This is a genomic window from Marinimicrobium sp. C6131 (assembly GCF_026153455.1).
GTDB lineage: Bacteria > Pseudomonadota > Gammaproteobacteria > Pseudomonadales > Cellvibrionaceae > Marinimicrobium.
Genome location: NZ_CP110629.1, coordinates 195,164 through 216,633 on the forward strand (window position 1 = coordinate 195,164; position 21,470 = coordinate 216,633).

The 21,470-nt window shown below is 56.1% G+C and carries 33 protein-coding genes; 32 read left to right on the top strand and 1 reads right to left on the bottom strand.

The annotated features are described in order from the left end of the window. The first annotated feature begins 3 nt into the window (after window positions 1–3). The 29 genes from tuf (at window position 4) to rplQ (ending at window position 15,343) form a co-directional block, all read left to right on the top strand. Window positions 4–1,230: an elongation factor Tu gene (gene tuf / locus OOT55_RS00775; protein ID WP_265367275.1), complete on the top strand. Its 1,227-nt coding sequence runs from the start codon at window positions 4–6 to the stop codon at window positions 1,228–1,230. A gap of 280 nt (window positions 1,231–1,510) precedes the next feature. Continuing rightward, the gene (rpsJ, locus tag OOT55_RS00780) at window positions 1,511–1,822 is read left to right on the top strand and encodes a 30S ribosomal protein S10 (RefSeq protein ID WP_024462473.1); all 312 of its coding nucleotides are present in this window, start codon (window positions 1,511–1,513) and stop codon (window positions 1,820–1,822) included. Window positions 1,823–1,923: 101 nt separating this feature from the next. Next, window positions 1,924–2,568: a 50S ribosomal protein L3 gene (rplC, locus tag OOT55_RS00785; RefSeq protein WP_265367285.1), complete on the top strand. Its 645-nt coding sequence runs from the start codon at window positions 1,924–1,926 to the stop codon at window positions 2,566–2,568. A gap of 20 nt (window positions 2,569–2,588) precedes the next feature. Further along, window positions 2,589–3,203: a 50S ribosomal protein L4 gene (rplD, locus tag OOT55_RS00790; protein WP_024462475.1), complete on the top strand. Its 615-nt coding sequence runs from the start codon at window positions 2,589–2,591 to the stop codon at window positions 3,201–3,203. Next, on the top strand, window positions 3,200–3,496 hold the full coding sequence (gene rplW / locus OOT55_RS00795; RefSeq protein WP_024462476.1) for a 50S ribosomal protein L23: 297 nt from the start codon (window positions 3,200–3,202) through the stop codon (window positions 3,494–3,496). Before rplD ends, rplW begins: the two co-directional genes overlap by 4 nt. Before the next feature lie 13 nt (window positions 3,497–3,509). Further along, complete coding sequence (rplB, locus tag OOT55_RS00800) at window positions 3,510–4,337, top strand: 50S ribosomal protein L2 (RefSeq protein ID WP_265367286.1); 828 nt, start codon at window positions 3,510–3,512, stop codon at window positions 4,335–4,337. Between the two features lie 33 nt (window positions 4,338–4,370). Next, window positions 4,371–4,649: a 30S ribosomal protein S19 gene (rpsS, locus tag OOT55_RS00805; RefSeq protein WP_265367287.1), complete on the top strand. Its 279-nt coding sequence runs from the start codon at window positions 4,371–4,373 to the stop codon at window positions 4,647–4,649. Window positions 4,650–4,677: 28 nt separating this feature from the next. Then, the gene (gene rplV / locus OOT55_RS00810; RefSeq protein ID WP_024462479.1) at window positions 4,678–5,010 is read left to right on the top strand and encodes a 50S ribosomal protein L22; all 333 of its coding nucleotides are present in this window, start codon (window positions 4,678–4,680) and stop codon (window positions 5,008–5,010) included. A 13-nt stretch (window positions 5,011–5,023) separates the two neighbouring features. Further along, window positions 5,024–5,704 carry a 30S ribosomal protein S3 gene (rpsC, locus tag OOT55_RS00815; protein ID WP_123639558.1) on the top strand — a complete coding sequence of 227 codons (681 nt, stop codon included), beginning with the start codon at window positions 5,024–5,026 and terminating at the stop codon, window positions 5,702–5,704. A gap of 12 nt (window positions 5,705–5,716) precedes the next feature. Next, entirely contained in the window at window positions 5,717–6,130 is a 414-nt protein-coding gene (gene rplP, locus OOT55_RS00820; RefSeq protein ID WP_024462481.1) for a 50S ribosomal protein L16, read from the top strand. Continuing rightward, on the top strand, window positions 6,130–6,321 hold the full coding sequence (rpmC, locus tag OOT55_RS00825) for a 50S ribosomal protein L29 (RefSeq protein ID WP_024462482.1): 192 nt from the start codon (window positions 6,130–6,132) through the stop codon (window positions 6,319–6,321). The genes rplP and rpmC overlap by 1 nt, the downstream gene beginning before the upstream one ends. Before the next feature lie 2 nt (window positions 6,322–6,323). Then, window positions 6,324–6,590 (top strand): 30S ribosomal protein S17, encoded by a 267-nt coding sequence (gene rpsQ, locus OOT55_RS00830; RefSeq protein WP_024462483.1) that lies wholly within the window; start codon window positions 6,324–6,326, stop codon window positions 6,588–6,590. 36 nt (window positions 6,591–6,626) lie between these two features. Beyond that, window positions 6,627–6,995 carry a 50S ribosomal protein L14 gene (gene rplN / locus OOT55_RS00835; RefSeq protein ID WP_024462484.1) on the top strand — a complete coding sequence of 123 codons (369 nt, stop codon included), beginning with the start codon at window positions 6,627–6,629 and terminating at the stop codon, window positions 6,993–6,995. A gap of 35 nt (window positions 6,996–7,030) precedes the next feature. Next, window positions 7,031–7,348, top strand: coding sequence for a 50S ribosomal protein L24 (rplX, locus tag OOT55_RS00840; protein ID WP_265367288.1), 318 nt, complete (start codon window positions 7,031–7,033; stop codon window positions 7,346–7,348). A gap of 6 nt (window positions 7,349–7,354) precedes the next feature. Then, window positions 7,355–7,894 (top strand): 50S ribosomal protein L5, encoded by a 540-nt coding sequence (rplE, locus tag OOT55_RS00845; protein ID WP_265367289.1) that lies wholly within the window; start codon window positions 7,355–7,357, stop codon window positions 7,892–7,894. A gap of 10 nt (window positions 7,895–7,904) precedes the next feature. Then, window positions 7,905–8,210, top strand: a complete 306-nt coding sequence (gene rpsN / locus OOT55_RS00850; RefSeq protein ID WP_024462487.1) for a 30S ribosomal protein S14 — start codon at window positions 7,905–7,907, stop codon at window positions 8,208–8,210. A 31-nt stretch (window positions 8,211–8,241) separates the two neighbouring features. Further along, complete coding sequence (gene rpsH / locus OOT55_RS00855) at window positions 8,242–8,634, top strand: 30S ribosomal protein S8 (RefSeq protein ID WP_265367290.1); 393 nt, start codon at window positions 8,242–8,244, stop codon at window positions 8,632–8,634. Window positions 8,635–8,646: 12 nt separating this feature from the next. Further along, window positions 8,647–9,180, top strand: a complete 534-nt coding sequence (gene rplF, locus OOT55_RS00860; RefSeq protein ID WP_265367291.1) for a 50S ribosomal protein L6 — start codon at window positions 8,647–8,649, stop codon at window positions 9,178–9,180. A gap of 9 nt (window positions 9,181–9,189) precedes the next feature. After that, window positions 9,190–9,540 (top strand): 50S ribosomal protein L18, encoded by a 351-nt coding sequence (gene rplR, locus OOT55_RS00865; RefSeq protein WP_265367292.1) that lies wholly within the window; start codon window positions 9,190–9,192, stop codon window positions 9,538–9,540. Between the two features lie 10 nt (window positions 9,541–9,550). Next, window positions 9,551–10,060, top strand: coding sequence for a 30S ribosomal protein S5 (rpsE, locus tag OOT55_RS00870; protein ID WP_265367293.1), 510 nt, complete (start codon window positions 9,551–9,553; stop codon window positions 10,058–10,060). 36 nt (window positions 10,061–10,096) lie between these two features. Continuing rightward, on the top strand, window positions 10,097–10,282 hold the full coding sequence (gene rpmD / locus OOT55_RS00875) for a 50S ribosomal protein L30 (RefSeq protein ID WP_265367294.1): 186 nt from the start codon (window positions 10,097–10,099) through the stop codon (window positions 10,280–10,282). Between the two features lies 1 nt (window position 10,283). Continuing rightward, entirely contained in the window at window positions 10,284–10,718 is a 435-nt protein-coding gene (gene rplO, locus OOT55_RS00880; protein ID WP_265367295.1) for a 50S ribosomal protein L15, read from the top strand. A gap of 11 nt (window positions 10,719–10,729) precedes the next feature. After that, window positions 10,730–12,067 carry a preprotein translocase subunit SecY gene (secY, locus tag OOT55_RS00885; protein ID WP_024462494.1) on the top strand — a complete coding sequence of 446 codons (1,338 nt, stop codon included), beginning with the start codon at window positions 10,730–10,732 and terminating at the stop codon, window positions 12,065–12,067. A 22-nt stretch (window positions 12,068–12,089) separates the two neighbouring features. Continuing rightward, entirely contained in the window at window positions 12,090–12,206 is a 117-nt protein-coding gene (gene rpmJ / locus OOT55_RS00890; protein WP_081666256.1) for a 50S ribosomal protein L36, read from the top strand. A gap of 186 nt (window positions 12,207–12,392) precedes the next feature. Then, window positions 12,393–12,749: a 30S ribosomal protein S13 gene (gene rpsM, locus OOT55_RS00895; protein ID WP_024462495.1), complete on the top strand. Its 357-nt coding sequence runs from the start codon at window positions 12,393–12,395 to the stop codon at window positions 12,747–12,749. A 54-nt stretch (window positions 12,750–12,803) separates the two neighbouring features. Continuing rightward, on the top strand, window positions 12,804–13,199 hold the full coding sequence (rpsK, locus tag OOT55_RS00900; RefSeq protein WP_024462496.1) for a 30S ribosomal protein S11: 396 nt from the start codon (window positions 12,804–12,806) through the stop codon (window positions 13,197–13,199). A 13-nt stretch (window positions 13,200–13,212) separates the two neighbouring features. Then, window positions 13,213–13,833, top strand: coding sequence for a 30S ribosomal protein S4 (gene rpsD / locus OOT55_RS00905; protein WP_265367296.1), 621 nt, complete (start codon window positions 13,213–13,215; stop codon window positions 13,831–13,833). 26 nt (window positions 13,834–13,859) lie between these two features. After that, complete coding sequence (locus OOT55_RS00910) at window positions 13,860–14,849, top strand: DNA-directed RNA polymerase subunit alpha (RefSeq protein WP_123639555.1); 990 nt, start codon at window positions 13,860–13,862, stop codon at window positions 14,847–14,849. An 83-nt stretch (window positions 14,850–14,932) separates the two neighbouring features. Next, window positions 14,933–15,343, top strand: a complete 411-nt coding sequence (rplQ, locus tag OOT55_RS00915) for a 50S ribosomal protein L17 (RefSeq protein ID WP_123639554.1) — start codon at window positions 14,933–14,935, stop codon at window positions 15,341–15,343. A gap of 108 nt (window positions 15,344–15,451) precedes the next feature. On the opposite strand, the gene uvrA is transcribed toward rplQ, so the two are convergent. Next, window positions 15,452–18,319, bottom strand: a complete 2,868-nt coding sequence (gene uvrA / locus OOT55_RS00920; protein ID WP_265367297.1) for an excinuclease ABC subunit UvrA — start codon at window positions 18,317–18,319, stop codon at window positions 15,452–15,454. A gap of 193 nt (window positions 18,320–18,512) precedes the next feature. Here uvrA and OOT55_RS00925 point away from each other — a divergent pair, with 193 nt between their 5' ends. The 3 genes from OOT55_RS00925 (at window position 18,513) to OOT55_RS00935 (ending at window position 21,409) form a co-directional block, all read left to right on the top strand. Next, complete coding sequence (locus tag OOT55_RS00925; RefSeq protein WP_265367298.1) at window positions 18,513–19,883, top strand: MFS transporter; 1,371 nt, start codon at window positions 18,513–18,515, stop codon at window positions 19,881–19,883. 81 nt (window positions 19,884–19,964) lie between these two features. Next, a complete protein-coding gene (ssb, locus tag OOT55_RS00930; RefSeq protein WP_322113822.1) occupies window positions 19,965–20,516 on the top strand; it encodes a single-stranded DNA-binding protein in 552 nt (183 codons plus the stop codon). A 26-nt stretch (window positions 20,517–20,542) separates the two neighbouring features. Continuing rightward, window positions 20,543–21,409, top strand: a complete 867-nt coding sequence (locus OOT55_RS00935) for a sugar nucleotide-binding protein (RefSeq protein ID WP_265367299.1) — start codon at window positions 20,543–20,545, stop codon at window positions 21,407–21,409. Window positions 21,410–21,470: the final 61 nt, after the last annotated feature.

The following is a 21,470-nucleotide window of genomic DNA, read 5'->3' on the forward strand; positions in this document are numbered from 1 at the left end:
ACAGTGGCAAAAGAAAAGTTTGAACGCAGTAAGCCCCACGTCAACGTGGGCACCATTGGTCACGTTGACCACGGTAAAACCACGCTGACCGCGGCTCTGACCCGCGTATGTCACGAAGTCTGGGGCAGCGGTTCTGCTGTTGCCTTTGACGGTATTGACAATGCGCCGGAAGAGCGTGAGCGCGGTATCACCATTGCGACCTCTCACGTAGAGTACGATTCACCGATTCGTCACTACGCGCACGTGGACTGCCCGGGTCACGCCGACTATGTGAAGAACATGATCACCGGTGCGGCGCAGATGGATGGCGCGATCCTGGTGTGTGGTGCGACCGACGGTCCGATGCCCCAGACCCGCGAGCACATCCTGCTGTCCCGTCAGGTAGGCGTACCCTATATTGTGGTATTCCTGAACAAGGCTGACCTGCTGGCAGAAGACTGCGGCGGCGTAGGCACCGACGAGTACAACGAAATGCTGGAGCTGGTCGAGATGGAGCTGCGTGAGCTGCTGTCCGACTACGACTTCCCGGGCGACGACACGCCGATCATCGCCGGCTCTGCCCTGATGGCGCTGAACGGTGAAGACGAGCACGAGCTGGGTACTACCGCTGTGAAGAAGCTGGTAGAGACCCTGGACGAGTACATTCCGGAGCCCGAGCGTGCCATCGATCAGCCGTTCCTGATGCCGGTAGAGGACGTATTCTCCATCTCTGGTCGCGGTACCGTAGTAACCGGTCGTGTCGAGCGCGGCATCGTGAAGGTAGGCGAGGAACTGGAAATCGTTGGCCTGAAGGACACCACCAAGACCGTCTGTACCGGTGTTGAGATGTTCCGCAAGATGCTGGACGAAGGTCGTGCTGGTGAGAACGTGGGTGTTCTGCTGCGCGGTACCAAGCGTGACGAAGTGGAGCGTGGTCAGGTTCTGGCCAAGCCGGGTTCAGTGACCCCGCACGCCAAGTTCGAAGGCGAAGTGTACGTGCTGTCCAAAGACGAAGGCGGCCGTCACACTCCGTTCTTCAAGGGCTATCGTCCGCAGTTCTACTTCCGTACCACGGACGTGACCGGTGCTTGTGAGTTGCCGGAAGGCGTTGAGATGGTCATGCCGGGGGACAACGTGAAGATGAGCGTGACTCTGATTCACCCGGTGGCGATGGAAGAAGGTCTGCGCTTTGCGGTGCGTGAAGGCGGCCGTACTGTTGGCGCTGGCGTGGTCTCCAAGATCATCGAGTAACAGCGGCACAGGCCCTGAGAAGGCCCCTGCGGGGGCCTTTTTTTGTCCCTGGAGTGTTTTTGGGCGTCTCGCCGGGGCGTTTAATAGCGATAAGTCCTTGATTTTAAAAAGTAATGGTGAATCACCCGGGATTCCGGGAATATTCCGGCATATCCCTTGACAGGGGCCGGCCTCGCCATTAGAATTGCGCCTCCATTTTGCAGGGTATCAACGAGCTCAGCTCGGACGCCATCGCCAATTTGGATAGTTCTTTAAAGTTTATTACTGGAGTTTGGTTCACATGCAGAATCAACGCATTCGGATTCGCCTGAAGGCCTTTGATCATAAGCTCATCGATGCCTCTACCCAGGAAATTGTTGAGACCGCAAAGCGCACAGGCGCACAAGTCCGTGGCCCGATTCCGCTGCCGACTCGCAAAGAGCGCTTCACTGTATTGATCTCCCCGCACGTCAACAAGGACGCGCGTGATCAGTACGAGATTCGTACACACAAGCGTTTGCTGGACATTGTTGAGCCCACTGAAAAAACCGTTGATGCCCTGATGAAGCTGGATTTGGCTGCAGGTGTAGAGGTTCAGATCAGTCTTAACTAATACAAAGTAAATGTTAATCCCGGTTTCGGCCGGGTTTGTGTAACGCTCTGAAATGGGCGGCCATAGCGGGTAAAAGCCCCGTACACTGAGAGGTTAGCAACATGACGATTGGTATTGTCGGCCGCAAGAGCGGCATGACTCGCATATTTACCGATGATGGTGTTTCCATTCCTGTTTCCGTGATTGAGGTCTCCCCCAATCGCGTCACCCAGGTGAAGAATGTAGAAACCGACGGATACTCTGCAGTGCAGGTTACCGTAGGGTCTCGTCGCGCCTCACGTGTTACCAAGCCCGCAGCGGGCCACTACGCCAAGGCGAATGCCGAAGCTGGTCGTGGTTTGTGGGAATTGCGTAACGATACTCAAGAATCCTTCGAAGTTGGTGCAGAGATTACGGTTGACGCCTTTGAGGCTGGCCAGAAGATCGATGTCACCGGTTCTTCCAAAGGTAAGGGCTTTGCCGGTACCGTCAAGCGTTGGAATTTCGCCACGCAGGACGCTACCCACGGTAACTCCCTTTCTCACCGTGCCCCCGGTTCCATCGGACAGTGTCAGACACCGGGTCGCGTCTTTAAGGGCAAGAAGATGTCAGGTCACATGGGTTCCGAACAGGTAACTGTTCAGAATCTGGAAGTGGTCCGCGTCGACGCTGAGCGTAATCTGCTGTTGGTCAAAGGCGCCATTCCGGGAGCTCCCGGTGGTGACGTCATTGTTCGTCCCGCAGTTAAAGCGCGCAGTAACGGTTAATTGTCCGAGGGGAAACGACCATGGAATTGAATATTGTAAAGCCCGATGGTGCCAAAGATACGCTCAACGTATCTGAGGTGGCGTTTGGCAAAGAATTTAATCAAGACCTGGTGCATCAGGCGGTAGTCGCCTACCTGGCGGGCGGCCGTCAGGGTACCAAGGCTCAGAAAACTCGCTCTGAAGTATCTGGCGGCGGCAAGAAGCCGTGGCGTCAGAAGGGCACCGGTCGTGCGCGTGCGGGTACCATCCGCAGCCCGATCTGGCGCTCTGGTGGCAAGGCATTCGCTGCCAAGCCGCGCAACTTCGAGCAGAAGCTCAACAAAAAGATGTACCGTGCGGCACTGCGCTGCATTCTGTCTGAGCTGAATCGCCAGGAGCGTCTGGTGGTGGTGGAAGAATTTTCCGTCGACGCGCCCAAGACCAAAAGCCTGGTACAAAAGCTGGCTCAGTACGATCTGTCAGAAGCGCTGATCGTGACTGAGGATGTGAACGAAAATCTTTACTTGGCGTCTCGCAACCTGCATAAGGTTGATGTTCGCGACGTCCAGGGTGTTGATCCGGTTGCCTTGATCGGCTTTGAAAAGGTTGTGGTCACCGTTCCGGCTCTGAAAAAGTTCGAGGAGATCCTGGGATGAACCAAGAACGCATCTACAAAATCTTGTTGGGTCCGGTAGTGTCCGAAAAGTCCGCCATGGCGGGTGAGAACGGCAACCAGGTTGTTTTCAAAGTGGCCACTGATGCCAGCAAGCTCGAAATCAAAGCGGCCGTGCAGGCGCTGTTTGATGTCAAAGTTGAAAGTGTTCGCGTGCTTAACGTGAAGGGCAAGACCCGCCGCACGCGCTTTGGTATCGGTAAGCGCAGCGACTGGAAGAAGGCCTACGTTCGTCTTGAGCAAGGTCAGGATATCGACTTTGCGGTAGCTGAGTAAGAGGATTGTTGCAATGCCTATTGTAAAACGTAAACCAACCTCGCCCGGTCGCCGCTTTGTAGTAAGTGTCGTCAATCCGGATTTGCACAAGGGTGCTCCCTACGCACCGCTGCTGGAGAAAAAGTCCAAGAGCGGTGGCCGTAACAACGGTGGTCGTATTACTACCCGCCATGTTGGTGGTGGCCACAAGCAGCACTACCGTGTAATTGATTTTCGTCGTAACAAAGACGGCATTCCGGCCACCGTAGAGCGGCTGGAATATGATCCGAACCGCACTGCCTACATTGCGCTGGTTTGCTACGCGGACGGCGAGCGCCGCTACATCATTGCCCCGAAGGGCTTGAAGGCGGGAGATAAAATCGAATCCGGTGATGCGGCGGCAATCAAGGTGGGTAATGCCCTGCCGTTGCGCAACATCCCGGTCGGTAGCACCGTTCACTGTGTTGAGCTGAAGCCTGAAAAGGGCGCTCAGCTGGCTCGCTCCGCTGGTGCTTCTTGCCAGTTGGTGGCTCGCGATGGTACTTACGCGACGCTTCGTCTGCGTAGTGGTGAAACCCGTCGTGTATTGGTGAACTGCCGTGCAACCCTGGGTGAAGTGTCCAATAGCGAGTACAGCTTGCGTTCATTGGGTAAAGCCGGTGCCAAACGTTGGCGCGGTGTTCGTCCTACGGTCCGTGGTGTCGCCATGAACCCGGTGGATCACCCGCACGGTGGTGGTGAAGGTCGTACATCCGGTGGTCGTCATCCGGTAACACCTTGGGGTGTTCCGACCAAGGGTTACAAGACGCGCAAAAACAAGCGCACTACCAAGATGATTGTCCGTAGTCGCTCCAAGCGCTAACGGTAAATCAACAGCGGAAAAGAGGAAGCAACAGTGCCACGTTCACTGAAGAAAGGTCCTTTTATCGATCTTCACCTCATTAAGAAGGTCGAAACAGCGATCGAAAAAAATGATCGTCGTCCAATTAAAACCTGGTCGCGGCGCTCAATGATCATGCCAGAAATGGTTGGTCTGACGCTGGCAGTACACAATGGTCGTCAGCACGTGCCCGTCCTGGTGAATGAAGAGATGGTTGGACACAAACTTGGCGAGTTTGCGGCTACCCGCACCTATCGCGGTCACGCTGCAGACAAAAAAGCGAAAAAGCGCTAAGCGCTAATAGTGCCTACGAGGTAACACGATGGAAGTAGCAGCAAAACTCAGCGGTGCTCGTCTGTCGGCGCAAAAAGCGCGCTTGGTAGCCGATCAGATTCGCGGAAAAGGTGTTGAGGAGGCGTTGGACCTTCTGGCATTCAGCCCTAAAAAAGGCGCCGCGATTATCAAGAAGGTGCTCGAGTCCGCAATTGCGAATGCCGAACACAACGAAGGCGCCGACGTCGATGAACTGAAAGTGTCCACGATTTTTGTGGATGAAGGTTTGAGCATGAAACGCATCAAGCCTCGCGCTAAAGGTCGTGCTGATCGCATTCTTAAGCGCACTTGTCATATCACCGTTAAAGTAGCCGACCAGTAAGAGAGCAGGCGTTATGGGTCAGAAAGTAAATCCGACAGGTATTCGTCTGGGTATCGTCAAGAAGCATACCTCAGTGTGGTATGCCGGCAGCGATCAGTACGCAGACAAACTCAACAATGATTTGGCAGTGCGTTCTTACATTCAGGACAAGTTGTCCAGTGCGTCTGTAAGCCGCGTGGACATTGAGCGTCCCGCCAATACCGCACGTATTACCATTCACACCGCCCGTCCGGGCATTGTGATCGGTAAGAAAGGCGAAGACGTGGATCGTCTGCGTGCAGAAGTGAGCGAGCGCATGGGTGTGCCAGTGCACATCAACATTGAAGAGATCCGTAAGCCTGATCTGGATGCTTCACTGGTTGCCCAGAACGTCGCTCAGCAGTTGGAGCGCCGCGTGATGTTCCGCCGTGCCATGAAGCGTGCCGTGCAAAACGCCATGCGTCAGGGTGCGGAAGGTATCAAGATCCAGGTGGGAGGCCGCCTGGGGGGTGCCGAGATCGCTCGTAGTGAGTGGTATCGTGAAGGCCGCGTACCGTTGCACACATTGCGTGCAAACATCGACTACGCAACCGCCGAAGCGTCAACCACCTACGGCATCATCGGTGTGAAAGTTTGGATTTTCAAGGGTGAGGTCATCGGCGATATCGACGAAGCTGAAGCTGCACCTAAGAAAAAAGGCTCTAAGTCCAAGTAAGGGGTACGCAAGATGCTGCAACCAAAGCGTACGAAGTTTCGCAAGCAAATGAAGGGCCGCAACCGCGGCTTGGCCCATCGGGGCGCCAAAGTAAGCTTTGGTGATTTTGGCTTGAAAGCTACTGGTCGCGGTCGCATTACAGCTCGCCAAATTGAGGCGGCCCGTCGTGCGATGACTCGTCACATTAAACGTGGCGGTAAAATCTGGATTCGTGTGTTTCCGGATAAACCAATTACCGAGAAGCCCCTGGAAGTGCGTCAGGGTAAAGGTAAGGGTAACGTGGAATATTGGGTCGCGCAGATCCGTCCTGGTAAAGTCCTGTATGAAATGGATGGCGTCAGTGAAGATCTGGCTCGTGAGGCCTTTGCGTTGGCCGCAGCCAAGTTGCCTATTACAACAACTTTCGTAAAACGTTCGGTGATGTGATGAAAGCTTCAGAACTCCGGGAAAAATCCGTTGAAGAGCTGAACGGCGAACTGCTGACTCAATTGAAGGAGCAGTTCAAGCTGCGTATGCAGGCTGCTACTGGCCAGCTGGGTCAGACTCACCTGCTCAAGCAAACTCGCCGCGATATTGCTCGAATTAAAACGGTGCTTAAACAGAAGGCAGGTAATTAACGATGACTCAGGCAGATAATCTGGCTCGTACACTGACCGGCAAGGTTGTTAGCGACAAGATGGATAAAACCATCACAGTGCTGATCGAGCGTCGCGTAAAGCATCCGCTTTACGGCAAGTATGTGAGCAAGTCATCAAAGCTGAAAGCGCATGATGAAAACAATGACTGCAAGATCGGTGATACGGTGACTATCGCTGAATCTCGTCCGCTGTCAAAGACCAAATCATGGGCTTTAGTGAACATTGAAGAGCGCGCTACTGAAATCTAAGTGATTCAGGCGACTTAATAGTTTCGGAGACGGACGATGATTCAAACAGAAACCTACTTAGATGTAGCTGATAATAGCGGCGCTCGTCGGGTTCAGTGCATCAAGGTTCTTGGCGGCTCCCATCGGCGCTATGCCGCTGTGGGTGACATCATCAAAGTTACTGTGAAGGAAGCGATTCCTCGCGGTAAGGTGAAGAAAGGCCAGGTGATGAAAGCGGTGGTAGTGCGCACCAAAAAGGGTGTTCGCCGCCAGGATGGTTCGTTGATCAAGTTCGACGACAACGCTGCTGTGCTGCTGAACAACCAGGATGCTCCGGTGGGTACTCGTATCTTTGGGCCGGTGACTCGCGAGTTGCGTGGCGAGAAGTTCATGAAAATCATTTCTCTCGCACCGGAAGTGCTGTAAGCACTTGGTACGGGCAGAGAGCTGAGGGCAGACAAATGCGAAAGATTAAACGTGATGACGAAGTGATTGTTATCGCTGGTCGCGACAAGGGTAAGCGCGGGAAAGTAACTCGCGTAATGGCTGATGGCCGCCTGATCGTGTCTGGTATTAACATGATCAAGAAGCACCAGAAACCGAATCCGCAAATGGGCGTGCCCGGCGGAATCGTAGAGAAGGAAGCCTCGATCCAGGCCTCCAATGTTGCCATTTACAATCCGGCGACTCAGAAGGCGGATCGTGTTGGCTTCAAGATCCTTGAAAACGGCGACAAGGTCCGCGTTTTCAAATCCAATGGCGAAGCCGTAGAGGCGTAAGTAGACATGGCTAGGCTAAAAGAACTGTACAGCAAAGAGCTCGCGCCCAAGCTGAAAGAAGAGCTGGGTCTCGCGAACGTGATGGAAGTTCCACGCATCACCAAGATCACCATCAATATGGGTGTCGGTGAGGCTGTGGGCGATAAGAAAGTGCTTGAGAATGCGATCGGTGACTTGGAGAAAATTGCCGGCCAGAAGGTCGTCGTTACCAAGGCACGCAAGTCAATCGCGGGTTTCAAAATCCGTGATGGCTGGCCGATTGGCTGCAAAGTAACTCTGCGTAAAGATCGTATGTATGAGTTTCTGGATCGCCTGGTCAGCATCGCCATTCCGCGCATTCGTGACTTCCGTGGTATCAGCCCGAAGCAATTTGACGGCCGCGGTAATTTCTCCATGGGCGTAGGCGAGCAGATTATCTTCCCGGAAATTGACTACGATAAAGTCGATAAGCTCCGGGGTCTGGATATTTGTATCACAACGACAGCACGGAACGACGAGGAAGGTCGCGCGCTGTTGAAAGCGTTCAACTTCCCGTTCAAAGGTTAAGGGTAGCGTCATGGCTAAGAAATCAATGGTTGCACGTGAAGTGAAGCGTGCCCGCACAGTCGCCAAATACGCCGCTAAGCGCGCGGAATTGAAAGCGATTATTGCCAGCCCTGCTTCTTCCGAAGAGCAAGTCTGGGAAGCGCAGATCAAACTGCAGCAACTGCCTCGCGATGCGAGCCCCAGCCGCGGGCGTCGTCGCTGCCGCGTAACTGGCCGTCCGCACGGTGTGTATCGCAAGTTCGGCTTGTGTCGTCACAAGCTGCGTGAAGCTGCCATGCGGGGCGACGTTCCCGGTTTGGTCAAGTCCAGCTGGTAAGCCCAGGGCTTAACATTAGGAGCAGAATCAGATGAGCATGCAAGATCCGTTGGCCGATATGCTGACTCGCATTCGAAACGCCCAGCAGGTGGGAAAGTCGAATGTCACCATGCCCTCTTCCAAACTGAAGGCCTCTGTGGCAAAAGTTCTGGCAGAAGAAGGCTACGTTGATAGTTTCTCAGTGAGTGAAGGCCCGAAGCCTGAGCTGACCATTGAGCTGAAATATTTTGAAGGTAAGCCGGTTATTGCTGAGCTGGATCGGGTCAGTCGCCCCGGCTTGCGCAGTTATGCTGGTAAGTCGTCCATTCCGTCCGTGCGTGGTGGGTTGGGCGTTGCCATCGTTTCTACCAGTAAAGGTGTAATGACTGATCGTGCCGCTCGCGCCGCTGGCGTCGGTGGTGAAGTCCTCTGCACAGTATTTTAACGGGAAGTCGTCATGTCACGAGTTGCAAATAGTCCGGTTGAAGTACCGTCCGCTGTTAAGGTCACCCTTCAGGGTCAGAGCCTTAGCGTCAAAGGCGGAAAAGGTACATTGGCTCTGGAAATTCACGACAGCGTTGAAATCAAGCAGGAAGATAGCCTGCTCAAATTCACCGCTCGTGATGGGGCCAAGCAGTCCCGCGCGCTGGCAGGCACCATGCGTGCTCTGGTCGGCAGCATGGTAAAAGGCGTAGATCAGGGCTTCGAAGAGAAGCTGCAACTGGTCGGCGTCGGTTATCGTGCCAAGGCGTCGGGTAAAACTGTAAACCTGTCTGTCGGTTATTCTCAGCCGATCGATTACACCTTACCGGAAGGTGTAACGGCAGAGTGTCCGGCCCAGACAGAAATTGTGCTGAAGAGCGCTGACAAGCAGCTGCTCGGTCAGGTGGCATCCGAGATTCGCGCATTGCGTGAGCCAGAGCCCTATAAGGGCAAAGGCATCCGCTATGCGAGCGAACAGGTTCGCCGTAAAGAAGCCAAGAAGAAGTAGGGCCAGGATATGAGCGATAAGAAGCAATCTCGTCTTCGCCGTGCGCGTCGTGCCCGTGCCAAGATTCGTGAACTGAGTGTAAACCGTCTGTCTGTTCATCGTACGCCGCGTCATATTTACGCGCAGATCATTGCAGAAGACGGCGGCCGCGTATTGGCCAGTGCCTCAACGTTGGATAAAGACCTGCGTCAGGGCAAAACGGGTAACAGCGAGGCGGCGAAAGCTGTCGGCGCTCTGATCGCAGAGCGCGCTAAAGCTGCCGGTGTCTCCCGGGTGGCGTTCGACCGTAGTGGTTTCAAGTTCCACGGTCGTGTAAAAGCCCTGGCAGACGCTGCGCGTGAAGCTGGACTGGAATTCTAAGGGTTAAGATATGGCATACGCGAAGAAAGAAGAAGGCAACAACGAAGGCTTCCAGGAAAAGCTGGTTCAAGTCAATCGTGTTGCCAAGACTGTTAAAGGTGGTCGTATCTTTGCCTTCACCGCACTGACTGTCGTTGGTGACGGTAACGGTAAGGTCGGCTTTGGCCGCGGTAAGGCACGTGAAGTGCCGGTTGCAATCCAGAAAGCGATGGAAGCAGCTCGCCGCAACATGATCGACGTTGAGTTGAACGGCGACACTCTGCAGTACCCGACCAAAGGCCGTCATGGTGCCTCCAAGGTGTTCATGCAGCCCGCCTCACAGGGTACGGGTGTTATTGCTGGCGGCGCCATGCGCTCTGTACTGGAAATTGCCGGTGTTCAGAACGTACTGGCCAAGTGTTACGGCTCTACCAATCCGGTAAACGTTGTTCGTGCCACTTTTAATGCGCTGAAGTCTATGGCGTCTCCGGACTCTGTAGCAGCCAAGCGTGGCAAAAGTGTCGAAGAGATCCTGAATTAATTGGCATTGCCAGTTAACTGATTGCGGAATACGACCATGGCTAAGAAAATGATCAAAGTGACTCAAATCCGGAGTACAGCGGGTCGCCTGAAGAAGCATCAGGCTAGCGTCGCCGGCTTGGGTCTGCGCCGTATCGGCCACACCGTTGAGGTGGAAGACACTCCCTCCGTGCGTGGGATGATTAACTCTGTAAACTATCTGGTACAGGTAGAGGGAGAATAAGATGCGTCTTAACGAGCTGAGTCCCGCCCCCGGTAGCACCCATAGCAAAAAGCGCGTGGGTCGCGGTATCGGTAGTGGCCTGGGTAAGACCGCAGGCCGCGGTCACAAAGGTTTGAAGTCCCGCTCCGGTGGTAGTGTTGCTCCGGGCTTCGAAGGCGGCCAGATGCCGTTGCAGAAGCGTCTGCCGAAGTTTGGTTTCAGTTCTCGTATTGGTCGTGTCACTGCCGAAGTTCGTCTCTCTGAGCTGAACAAGGTAGAGGGCGATACCATCGATATCGAAACTCTGAAGCAGGCCGATGTCATTGGTGCTAATATGAAGCGCGCCAAGATCTTCGCATCTGGCGAGCTGAAGAAAGCGGTTACCGTACGCGGTATTGCGGTCACCAAAGGTGCCAAGGCTGCGATTGAAGCGGCTGGCGGGAAAGTCGAAGAGTAAGGGGCGCCAACATGGCAACTCCCGGTAATCCTTCGTTGGGGAATCAGAAAGGTTTGGGCGAGCTTTGGGCTCGCCTGCGTTTTTTGTTCCTGGCGATCGTAGTCTACCGAATTGGTACTCATATTCCGGTTCCCGGTTTGGATCCCGAGCGGATTGCCAACCTGTTTAATCAGAATCAGGGTACCATTCTGGGTATGTTCAACATGTTCTCCGGGGGTGCCCTGGAGCGCATGAGTATCCTTGCGCTGGGCATTATGCCGTACATCTCTGCATCGATTATCATGCAGCTGATGACCGCAGTGACCCCCTCGCTGGAACAGCTTAAAAAAGAAGGTGACGCGGGCCGCCGTAAAATCAACCAGTACACACGCTACGGTACAGTAGTGCTGGCGACGGTGCAGGCCATGGCGATGTCAGTGAGTTTTTCCGGTTTTGCCTATGGTGGCGAAGCGGATTTTGCGTTTCACTTCATTGCGGTCACTTCTCTGGTTACCGGCGCGGTCTTCATGATGTGGCTGGGTGAGCAGGTTACTGAGAAAGGTATTGGCAACGGTATCTCAATGCTGATTTTTGCCGGTATTGTGGCTGGTTTGCCAAGTGCAGTGGGGCAGGCGTTTGAGAGTGCCCGTCAGGGTGATCTTCATCTGTTGCTGCTGTTGGTTATTGCGGTAATCGCTCTGGCCGTTATCTGGGGTGTGGTCCGGGTTGAACGCGGACAGCGTCGTATTACGGTAAACTACGCCAAGCGTCAGCAAGGCCGAAATGCCTACGCCGCTCAGACCAGTCACCTGCCGCTCAAGATCAACATGGCGGGCGTGATTCCGGCGATCTTTGCCAGCAGCATCCTGCTGTTCCCGGCGTCCATTGCCCAGTGGTTTGGCGAGGGCGGTGACGGCTTTGCCAGCGACTTCCTTCAGGATCTCGCTCTGGCTATTGGTCCGGGTCAGCCTCTGAACATTCTGCTGTTCGCGGCACTGATCTCGTTTTTCTGCTTCTTCTACACGGCGTTGATGTTCAACCCGAAAGAGGTGGCGGATAACCTGAAGAAGTCCGGTGCCTATATCCCGGGGATCCGCCCGGGTGAGCAATCGGCCCGCTATATCGACAGTGTTCTGACCCGTTTGACGGTGGTGGGTGCTGTTTATATGTCGGCTGTGTGCCTGATGCCCCAGTTCCTGGTGGTGGCGGCAAATGTTCCCTTCTATTTGGGGGGGACGTCGTTGCTGATCGTGGTAGTGGTGGTCATGGACTTTATGTCCCAGGTTCAGGCGCACTTGATGTCTCATCAGTACGAGTCACTGATGAAGAAGTCTAACTTGAAGGGATATGGCAGCGGCAACGCTCGCTAATCCCCATTACTAGGGTAGGATCATGAAAGTTCGTGCTTCTGTTAAAAAGATCTGCCGCAACTGCAAGATGGTTAAGCGCAATGGCGTTCTGCGAGTAATTTGCCACGCTGAGCCTCGTCACAAGCAGCGGCAGGGTTAAGAATTGGACGCCAAGCCCCCTCCAGGGGCGGGGCGTACATGAGGGGGCGTTGACTGTCGTCCGGGGAGAAATCCCCGGGCTATTGATTTTTGGTGATTTTACCGCTATCCTTGCGCGCCTTTTAGGGTGTTGGGTGGCGTAAGTTGCCGTCAACGCTGCAATTTTAGTGTTACTGGAGTAATTTGAATGGCCCGTATTGCTGGTGTAAACATACCAGATCACAAGCACGCGGTTGTCTCCCTGACTTACGTCTATGGGATTGGCCGTACTACTGCGCAACAGATCTGTGCCGCTACTGGCATCGCCGAAGACGCCAAAATGGGTAGTCTTTCCGAAGAACAGCTCGACGCGATCCGTAACGAGCTTGGCAAGCATACCGTAGAGGGTGACTTGCGCCGTGTTGTGTCGATGAACATCAAGCGTCTGATGGACCTGGGTTGCTACCGCGGTCTGCGTCACCGTCGGAGCTTGCCGGTCAATGGTCAGCGCACCAAGACCAACGCTCGCACACGTAAGGGCCCGCGCAAGCCGATTAAACGTTAATCGATCTGCGCCAGTCATTCAAATACGGTAACTACAGGTTAGGAAGAGATTGCTATGGCGAAGCCAGGTAATAAAACCGCAACGAAAAAGAAAGTCAAAAAGACGGTGGTCGATGGGGTTGCCCACATCCACGCGTCTTTCAATAACACCATTGTCACTATCACCGACCGTCAGGGTAATACCCTGAGCTGGGCCACCTCTGGTGGTTCTGGTTTCCGCGGTTCGCGCAAAAGCACCCCGTTTGCTGCCCAGGTGGCTGCGGAGCGCGCCGGTGAGGCAGCGAAAGAATACGGTCTTAAGAACCTCGACGTAGAAGTGAAGGGCCCTGGCCCTGGCCGCGAATCTGCGGTCCGTGCACTTAATAATGTTGGTTACAAGATCACCAACATTGTCGACGTTACGCCGATTCCGCACAACGGCTGCCGTCCTCCCAAGAAACGTCGAGTGTAAGGGGAACTAGATAATGGCTCGTTATATTGGACCTACATGTAAACTGTCCCGTCGTGAAGGCACCGACCTCTTTCTGAAGAGTGGTGCTCGCGCGCTGGATTCGAAGTGTAAACTGGAAAGCGTCCCTGGCCAGCATGGCCAGCGTCGTGGTCGTCTGTCGGACTATGGTGTACAGCTGCGTGAAAAGCAGAAGGTACGTCGTACCTATGGCATGATGGAAAAGCAGTTCCGCAGCTACTACAAAGAGGCTGCTCGTCGTAAGGGCGCCACCGGTGAAAACCTGTTGAAGCTGCTCGAAGGCCGCCTTGATAACGTTGTGTACCGGATGGGCTTCGGTTCTACCCGTGCAGAAGCGCGTCAGCTGGTCACTCACAAGGCGATCAGCGTTAACGGCAAAACGTTGAACATTCCCTCCTACCAGGTGCAGGAAGGGGACGTGATTGCCGTTCGCGAAAAGGCCAAGAATCAGTTGCGTATCCAGAACGCCCTGACCCTTGCCGGCCAGCGCAGCAATGTTGAGTGGATCGATGTGAACGCGGACAAGAAAGAAGGTGTCTTCACCCGAGTTCCCGATCGCAGTGAATTGCCCGCTGAAATCAACGAGAACCTTATTGTCGAGCTTTACTCCAAGTAAGGGACTAACCGCTAACAGGTGTGGCTATGCAGACTGCAGTAAACGAATTTTTGACTCCGCGTCATATCGATGTGACCGAAAACAGCCCAACTCACGCTCGCGTGGTGTTGGAGCCGCTTGAGCGCGGTTTTGGTCATACTCTGGGCAATGCCCTACGGCGTATTCTGCTCTCCTCCATGGCGGGCTGTGCCATTACTGAAGCCGAGATCGATGGTGTGCTGCACGAGTACAGCGCGATTGAGGGTGTGCGGGAAGATGTCATTGAAATCCTGCTCAACCTGAAAAACGTCGCTGTCGTGATGCACGGTAAAGATCGCGCGGTTCTGACTCTCAAGAAGAAGGGCCCGGGTGTCGTTACCGCTGGGGATATTCAGGTTGATCACGATATCGAGGTAAAAAACCCCGATCACGTGATCGCCCATATCACCGGTGATACCGAACTCAATATGCGCCTGACAGTGGCCCGTGGCCGCGGTTATGAGCCGGCCGATGCCCGTCGTCATGACGAGGACGAAAGCCGCGCTATTGGTCGTTTGCAGTTGGATGCGACTTACAGCCCGGTTCGCCGGCTTGCGTACACGGTCGAGAGTGCCCGTGTTGAGCAGCGTACGGACCTGGATAAGCTGATTCTGGATCTGGAAACCAATGGTACGATTGATCCCGAAGAAGCGATTCGTCGTGCGGCGACCATCTTGCAGCAGCAATTGGCTGTGTTTGTCGACCTGGAGGCCGAGAAGCAATCTACACCGGAAGAGAAAGAGGAAGCGATTGATCCTGTTCTTCTGCGTCCGGTGGATGATCTCGAGTTGACAGTTCGCTCCGCGAACTGCCTGAAAGCAGAGAATATTTACTACATCGGTGACTTGATTCAGCGCACTGAAGTTGAGCTGTTGAAAACACCGAACCTGGGTAAGAAGTCTCTGACAGAGATCAAAGATGTCCTCGCCTCGCGCGGTTTGTCACTCGGTATGCGTTTGGAAAACTGGCCGCCGGCCAGCTTGAAAAACGAAGACTGATAATACATTGTTTCGTCGCCGGTCGTTTGACCGGCGGTTAACGAGATCGCTGTGAAGCGATCGTTAGTGAAGGGTTTAGCGTCATGCGTCATCGTCATAGTGGCCGTCAACTGAATCGTAACAGCTCTCATCGCAAAGCCATGTTTCGCAATATGACCGCGTCTCTGGTTGAGCACGAGCTGATTAAAACCACCTTGCCCAAGGCCAAAGAACTGCGTCGCGTAGCCGAGCCGCTGATTACTTTGGCCAAGAAGGACAGTGTAGCCAACCGTCGCCTGGCGTTCAGTCGCCTGCGTGATAAAGAAGCGGTAGGCAAGCTGTTTGCCGAGCTGGGTCCTCGTTATGAGTCTCGCCCCGGTGGCTATATCCGCATCATGAAGTGTGGCTTCCGTGCCGGCGATAAGGCCCCCATGGCCTATGTTGAGCTGGTGGATCGCCCTCAGATTGAAGCGGGTGAAGAGCCGGTAGAAGCGGCAGCGGATTCCGCCGAGTAAGTAATATCGGTTCCGCGTTAATGGTGTCTTTTGTGGACGTCATTGAAGCAGATACAAAAAAGCCAGGCTGATGCCTGGCTTTTTTGTATCTGCGGGAAATGCCTATACTCAGGCTTTCTCGGCTTTCTTTTTACTTTTCTTGCGTTTTGTCGCCAGCTTCAGCATTGGTTTGAGAAACCGACCGGTGTGCGATTGTGGTTGCTCAGCAACAGCTTCCGGCGTACCGGTGGCGATAATCTCCCCTCCACCCGAGCCTCCTTCCGGCCCCAGGTCGATAAGCCAGTCAGCGGTTTTGATCACGTCGAGATTGTGCTCAATCACCACCACGGTATTGCCGTGATCCCGCAATCGGTGCAGAACTGCCAGAAGCTGCTCGATATCGTAAAAGTGCAGGCCGGTAGTCGGTTCATCGAGAATGTAGAGGGTCTGGCCGGTGTCCCGTTTTGAGAGTTCGCGGGAGAGCTTGACCCGCTGCGCTTCCCCGCCGGACAAAGTCGTCGCCGCCTGGCCGAGCCGGATGTAGGAAAGTCCCACGTCCATGAGCGTTTGCAGCCGATTGGCAATCGCCGGGACCGGATCGAAGAAGGTTCTGGCTTCTTCGACCGTCAGTTCAAGCACTTCGTGAATGCTTTTGCCTTTGTATTTCACCTCCAGTGTCTCGCGGTTATAGCGCTTGCCTTTGCACACGTCGCAGGGCACATAGACGTCCGGCAGAAAGTGCATCTCCACTTTGGTGACGCCGTCTCCCTGGCAGGCTTCGCAGCGGCCGCCTCGGACGTTGAAGCTGAATCGTCCGGGTTTGTAGCCGCGTGAGCGGGCTTCCTGGGTTCCGGCAAACAGCTCTCTGATGGGAGTAAAAATACCGGTATAGGTTGCCGGGTTGGAGCGTGGCGTGCGGCCGATCGGGCTCTGATCAATGTCGACGCATTTATCGAAGTGATCCATGCCTTCAACGGTTTCATAGGGCGCCGCTTTGAGCGTGGTGGCGCCATTGAGTTCCGTCGCCGCCAGTGGGTGAAGGGTGGCATTGATCAGTGTGGACTTTCCGGAACCCGATACCCCGGTTACACAGGTCATCAGGCCCACAGGGAGCTCCAGGGTGACACTTTTCAGGTTGTTACCCCGGGCGCCGGTGATTCGGAACATACGGTCAGGGTCCACAGGACGACGTTCCGCCGGCACGGCGATTTCCCGCTTGCCGCTGAGGTATTCCCCGGTAATCGAGCCGTCGGTGGCCATGATGGCGTTGACGTCGCCCTGGGCGATCACCTGGCCGCCATGGACGCCGGCGCCCGGGCCGATATCGATCACATGGTCGGCCTGGCGTATGGCATCTTCATCGTGTTCGACCACTATCACCGTATTGCCGATATTGCGCAGGTGCGTGAGCGTGCGGAGTAAGCGCTCATTATCGCGCTGGTGCAGCCCGATCGAGGGCTCGTCCAGAATGTACATGACGCCCACCAGGCCTGCACCGATCTGACTCGCCAGGCGGATTCGCTGCGCCTCGCCCCCGGACAGGCTGTCCGCGCTGCGGTTCAGGGACAGGTAATTCAGACCCACATCCACCAGAAAACGGAACCGGTCGCGCAGCTCCTTGAGTATTTTCTCGGCAATACTCGCCTTGCTGCCGTGAAAGTTGAGGGCGCTGAAGTAGTCGTAGGCTTCCCCCACCGGCAGTTCGGTCATCTGGGGCAGGGTGTGTTCGTCGATGAACACATTGCGCGCCTCCTCTCGCAGACGCGCGCCGCCGCAACTGGGGCAGGATTGGGTGGACATGTACTTGGCCAGTTCCTCGCGAACCGAAGAGGATTCGGTGTCCCGATAGCGCCGTTCCATATTGGGAAGGACGCCTTCGAACCGGTGTCTGCGCCGATAGAGGTCGCCGCGCTCGTTGATGTAACTGAAGTCAATTTCCTCATCGTCCGAGCCGTAGAGCACCACCCGCCGGTCTTTGGCTTTAAGCTTCTTCCAGGGGGTATCGATATCGAAGCCGTAGTGCTCAGCCAGCGAGTCCAGCATGTGGTAGTAGTAGATATTGCGCCGATCCCAGCCGCGAATGGCACCTTCGGCCAGGGACGCCTCGGGGTTCTGGATCACCCGGGATTCATCAAAGAACTGCTTCACACCCAGGCCGTCGCAGGTCGGGCAGGCGCCGGCGGGATTGTTGAACGAGAACAGGCGAGGCTCCAGCTCACTCAGGCTGTAATCGCATACCGGACAGGCGTGTTTGGCGGAGAACAATTGGTCGCTCTGCTCGCCGTCCATAAAGCTGATGCCGGCCAACCCTTCGGTCAGGTTCAAGGCGGTTTCAAAGGACTCGGCAAGCCGGGTCTGCAGATCGGGCCGGACTTTGAACCGGTCTACCACCACTTCGATGGTGTGCTTTTTCTTCTTGTCCAGCTTGGGCAGATCATCCAGATCCACCAGAATGCCGTCCACCCGGGCACGAATAAAACCCTCCCGCTTCAGCTGCTCGAAGATATGTAGGTGCTCACCTTTGCGGTCCCGGATAACCGGGGCCAGAAGCATGAGCTTGGTCCCCTCGGGCAGGGCGAGTACCGTATCGACCATTTCGCTGACTGTCTGGGCCGACAGCGGTTCACCGTGGACCGGGCATCGCGGCTCGCCCACGCGGGCAAACAGCAGGCGCAGGTAGTCGTAAATTTCGGTGATGGTGCCCACGGTGGAGCGCGGATTGTGGGAGGTGGATTTCTGTTCGATGGAGATGGCCGGGCTCAGCCCTTCCACGTGGTCGACGTCGGGCTTTTCCATCATGGAGAGAAATTGCCGGGCGTAGGTGGACAGGGATTCGACGTAGCGCCGCTGGCCCTCGGCGTAGAGGGTGTCGAAGGCGAGTGAGGACTTACCCGAGCCGGACAGGCCGGTAATCACGACGAGTTTGTCCCGCGGTATGTCGAGGTCGATATTCTTGAGGTTATGGGTGCGCGCCCCCCGAACCAGAATGGTATCCATCATGTCTCCCGAAACGACCAAATCCCCCATTATACGCATTCCCACCGAGGGGCGGTCACCCGGGTTGTAAAGGATTGTAGGTCTTTGGATTGGGACAATATCAGTGGTTGAGTGAAGACCGGGAGCAAATGGATTGGGCGTGCAGTGTGTTAGAATCCGGCTCCCATTTACCCATGTGAATCAGGAGCTGTCCTTGCCGATTGTTCAGGCCCCTTTCGAGCGCCGCACGGTGGTCTCCCTGGCACTGCTGTACGCCTTCCGCATGCTCGGGCTGTTCATGGTCCTGCCGGTGCTGACCCTCTATGGCGACGACTACCGCCACGCCACGCCACTGCTGCTTGGTCTGGCCTTGGGCGCCTACGGTTTCAGTCAGGCTCTACTGCAGATACCCTTTGGCATCCTCTCTGATCGCATCGGCCGAAAGCCCGTCATCACCGTCGGCTTGTTGGTATTCACTCTCGGTAGCGTGGTGGCCGCGCAGGCCGACTCGGTCTATGAACTCGTGCTCGGGCGCCTCCTCCAGGGCGGCGGCGCCATCGCTGGAGCGGTGATGGCGCTACTGGCGGACCTGACCGCCGAAGAAAACCGCACCAAGGCCATGGCAACCATTGGTGGTGCGATCGGTCTCTCCTTCTCGCTGGCGCTGGTGATCGGTCCCCTGTTGGCCAACTGGGGCGGTCTGGCCGCCGTTTTCTGGCTTACGGCCGCCCTCGGACTGATCGGGCTCTGGATCGTCTGGCAACTGGTGCCAACGGTACGGCGTCCACCTCGGAGGCGGCGTGAGGTGGGGGCCGTGCCGGAGCTGGTCCGACAGGTCCTGGCCAACCGGGAGCTGCTGCGCCTGAATCTGGGCATCTTTGTGCTGCATTTTGTGCTGATGGCCCTGTTTCTGGTCATGCCCCAGCGCCTGGAGGCCGACCTCGGTATTGCCCGGGGGGACCACTGGTATGTCTACCTGCCGCTGCTGGCCGGTGCGTTTGCGGCCATGCTGCCATTCATCATCATCGCCGAGAAGCGACGGCAGATGAAGCCGGTGTTCCTGGGGGCAATTGCCTTGCTGGGTATCGCGCTGGCGGCGCAGCCTTGGGCGAGCTCCATGCCCGCAGTGCTGGCGATACTGTTTGTGTTTTTCATGGCCTTCAACCTGTTGGAAGCCAGCCTTCCCTCGCTGGTGAGCAAGATCGCGCCAGCGGGGGGTAAGGGCACTGCCACCAGCATTTACGCCAGTTGCCAGTTCTTCGGCGCCTTTGCCGGCGGCGCCTTGGGCGGCTGGGTGTTTCAGGTGGGCGGGCTGCCGGCGGTATCGGCCGTGGCGGTAGGGCTGGTGTTGCTCTGGTGGCTGGCCGCAGTGGGCATGCGCCCGCCCCGTTACCTGGCCAGCGTTCTGATTCCGCTCAAGGGCAAGGTCAGCGACCGGTTCAGTGAGGAGTTATACGCCGTGCCCGGCGTGGCTGAAGTGGTGGTCGTGGAGAGTGAGGGGACCGCTTACCTCAAGGTGGACCCCCGGATGGTGGACCGCAAGCGGCTGTCCACCATTGCCGAACAGTGTGTGTTGGCCCGGTGAACCCATTCACCGACTGACAGCCACGGGCCGCTGGTGTATCCTGACGGCCATTTAAGACAGTTTTTTGAACAGGAGAAAATCATGGCTCGGGGAATCAATAAAGTCATTCTGATCGGGAATCTGGGCGCCGATCCGGAAACCCGCTACATGCCTTCTGGTGGGGCAGTGACCAACGTCAATCTGGCCACCAGTGAACAGTGGAAGGACAAGCAGACCGGCCAGCCTCAGGAGCGTACCGAGTGGCACCGTGTGGTCTTTTTCAACCGCCTGGCCGAGATTGCGGGCGAGTATCTGAAAAAGGGCAGCAAGGTCTATGTCGAAGGCTCCTTGCGTACCCGCAAGTGGCAGGGGCAGGATGGTCAGGACCGCTACACCACTGAAATCGTCGCCAACGAGATGCAGATGCTTGACGGCCGTGGCGGCGATAACAGCAATTACGGCGGCGGTGGCGGTTATGGCAATCAGTCCGGTCCGTCGGACGATTACTCTGCGCCACAAGGTGGGGGCAGCTACGGTGGTGGCGCTCAGAACGCGCCCGCTCAGGGGGGGCAGCAGAACGCGCCTCGTGGCGGCGGCCAGCCTCAGCAGCCGGCAGGCGGCTTTGACAGCTTTGATGACGACATTCCGTTCTAGACCCGTGTCAAGGTGAGTTGCCGCGTTTGAAACTGCTGTTGACTGACGCCTCCCACGCCCTGGGAAAAGCGCTTGAGCATGAGCTTGAGCGCGAACCCTTTGCGCTGATCATGCCTGAGTCGGCCCGTCTGAACTGGACCGATATCGGGGAGGTTCGTGCCTGGATCGAGCATCAGCGTCCCAAACTGGTCATCAACACCCTTGGTTGGGCCGATCGGCCCGATAGTGCCCACTGCTCACTGATTCCCCGGGCGGCCGCTATTCTGGCGCAAGTCTGTGAGGAACAGCGCCTTCCGATGATCCAGCTTTCCAGTTATCAGGTCTTTGGCGGGGACAATAAAAGCAGTCACGCCGAGAAAGACGAACCCATGCCGCAAAGTGAGGCCGGGCGCGCCTGGCTGGCCGCAGAGCAGGCGGTCAACGAGGCGCTGTCAAAGCGGCTGATTCTGCGTTTGAGCTGGATGATAGGCAGTTATGGTGATAACCGCCTGACCCGACTTCTTGGTGCGATTTTCAGCGGTCAGGGGGCTGTACCGGTCCATACTCGGCTTAAAGGCTCACCCACGGCGTTATCCGATGCGGCGAGGGTCATTGTGGGCGTGGTCAAGCAGATTGATTGTGGTGCCGAGAATTGGGGAGTCATGCATTACGCCAGTCGTGAACCCTGCAGTGAAGCGGATTTTGCGGAAAAGGTGATCGGTGTACTCCGTCAGCTTGATAGCCTGCCGGAGGGCGTTGAGCTGACAAAGCTGGAGTCATTGCCGCCGGATGAGCCGATCAGTGCGGTGTTGGGGGGGCGTCGGCTGCGAGATGGCTTTGGCGTGCAGGCGCGAGCCTGGGAGCCCTACCTGGTGCCCATGATCAAACAGTGGCTTCATCAGCGCCGGGGTTGATCCGCAGGAGGGGGCAGAAGCCCAGACACAAAGAACGCGGCCTTGGCCGCGTTTTTTGTGT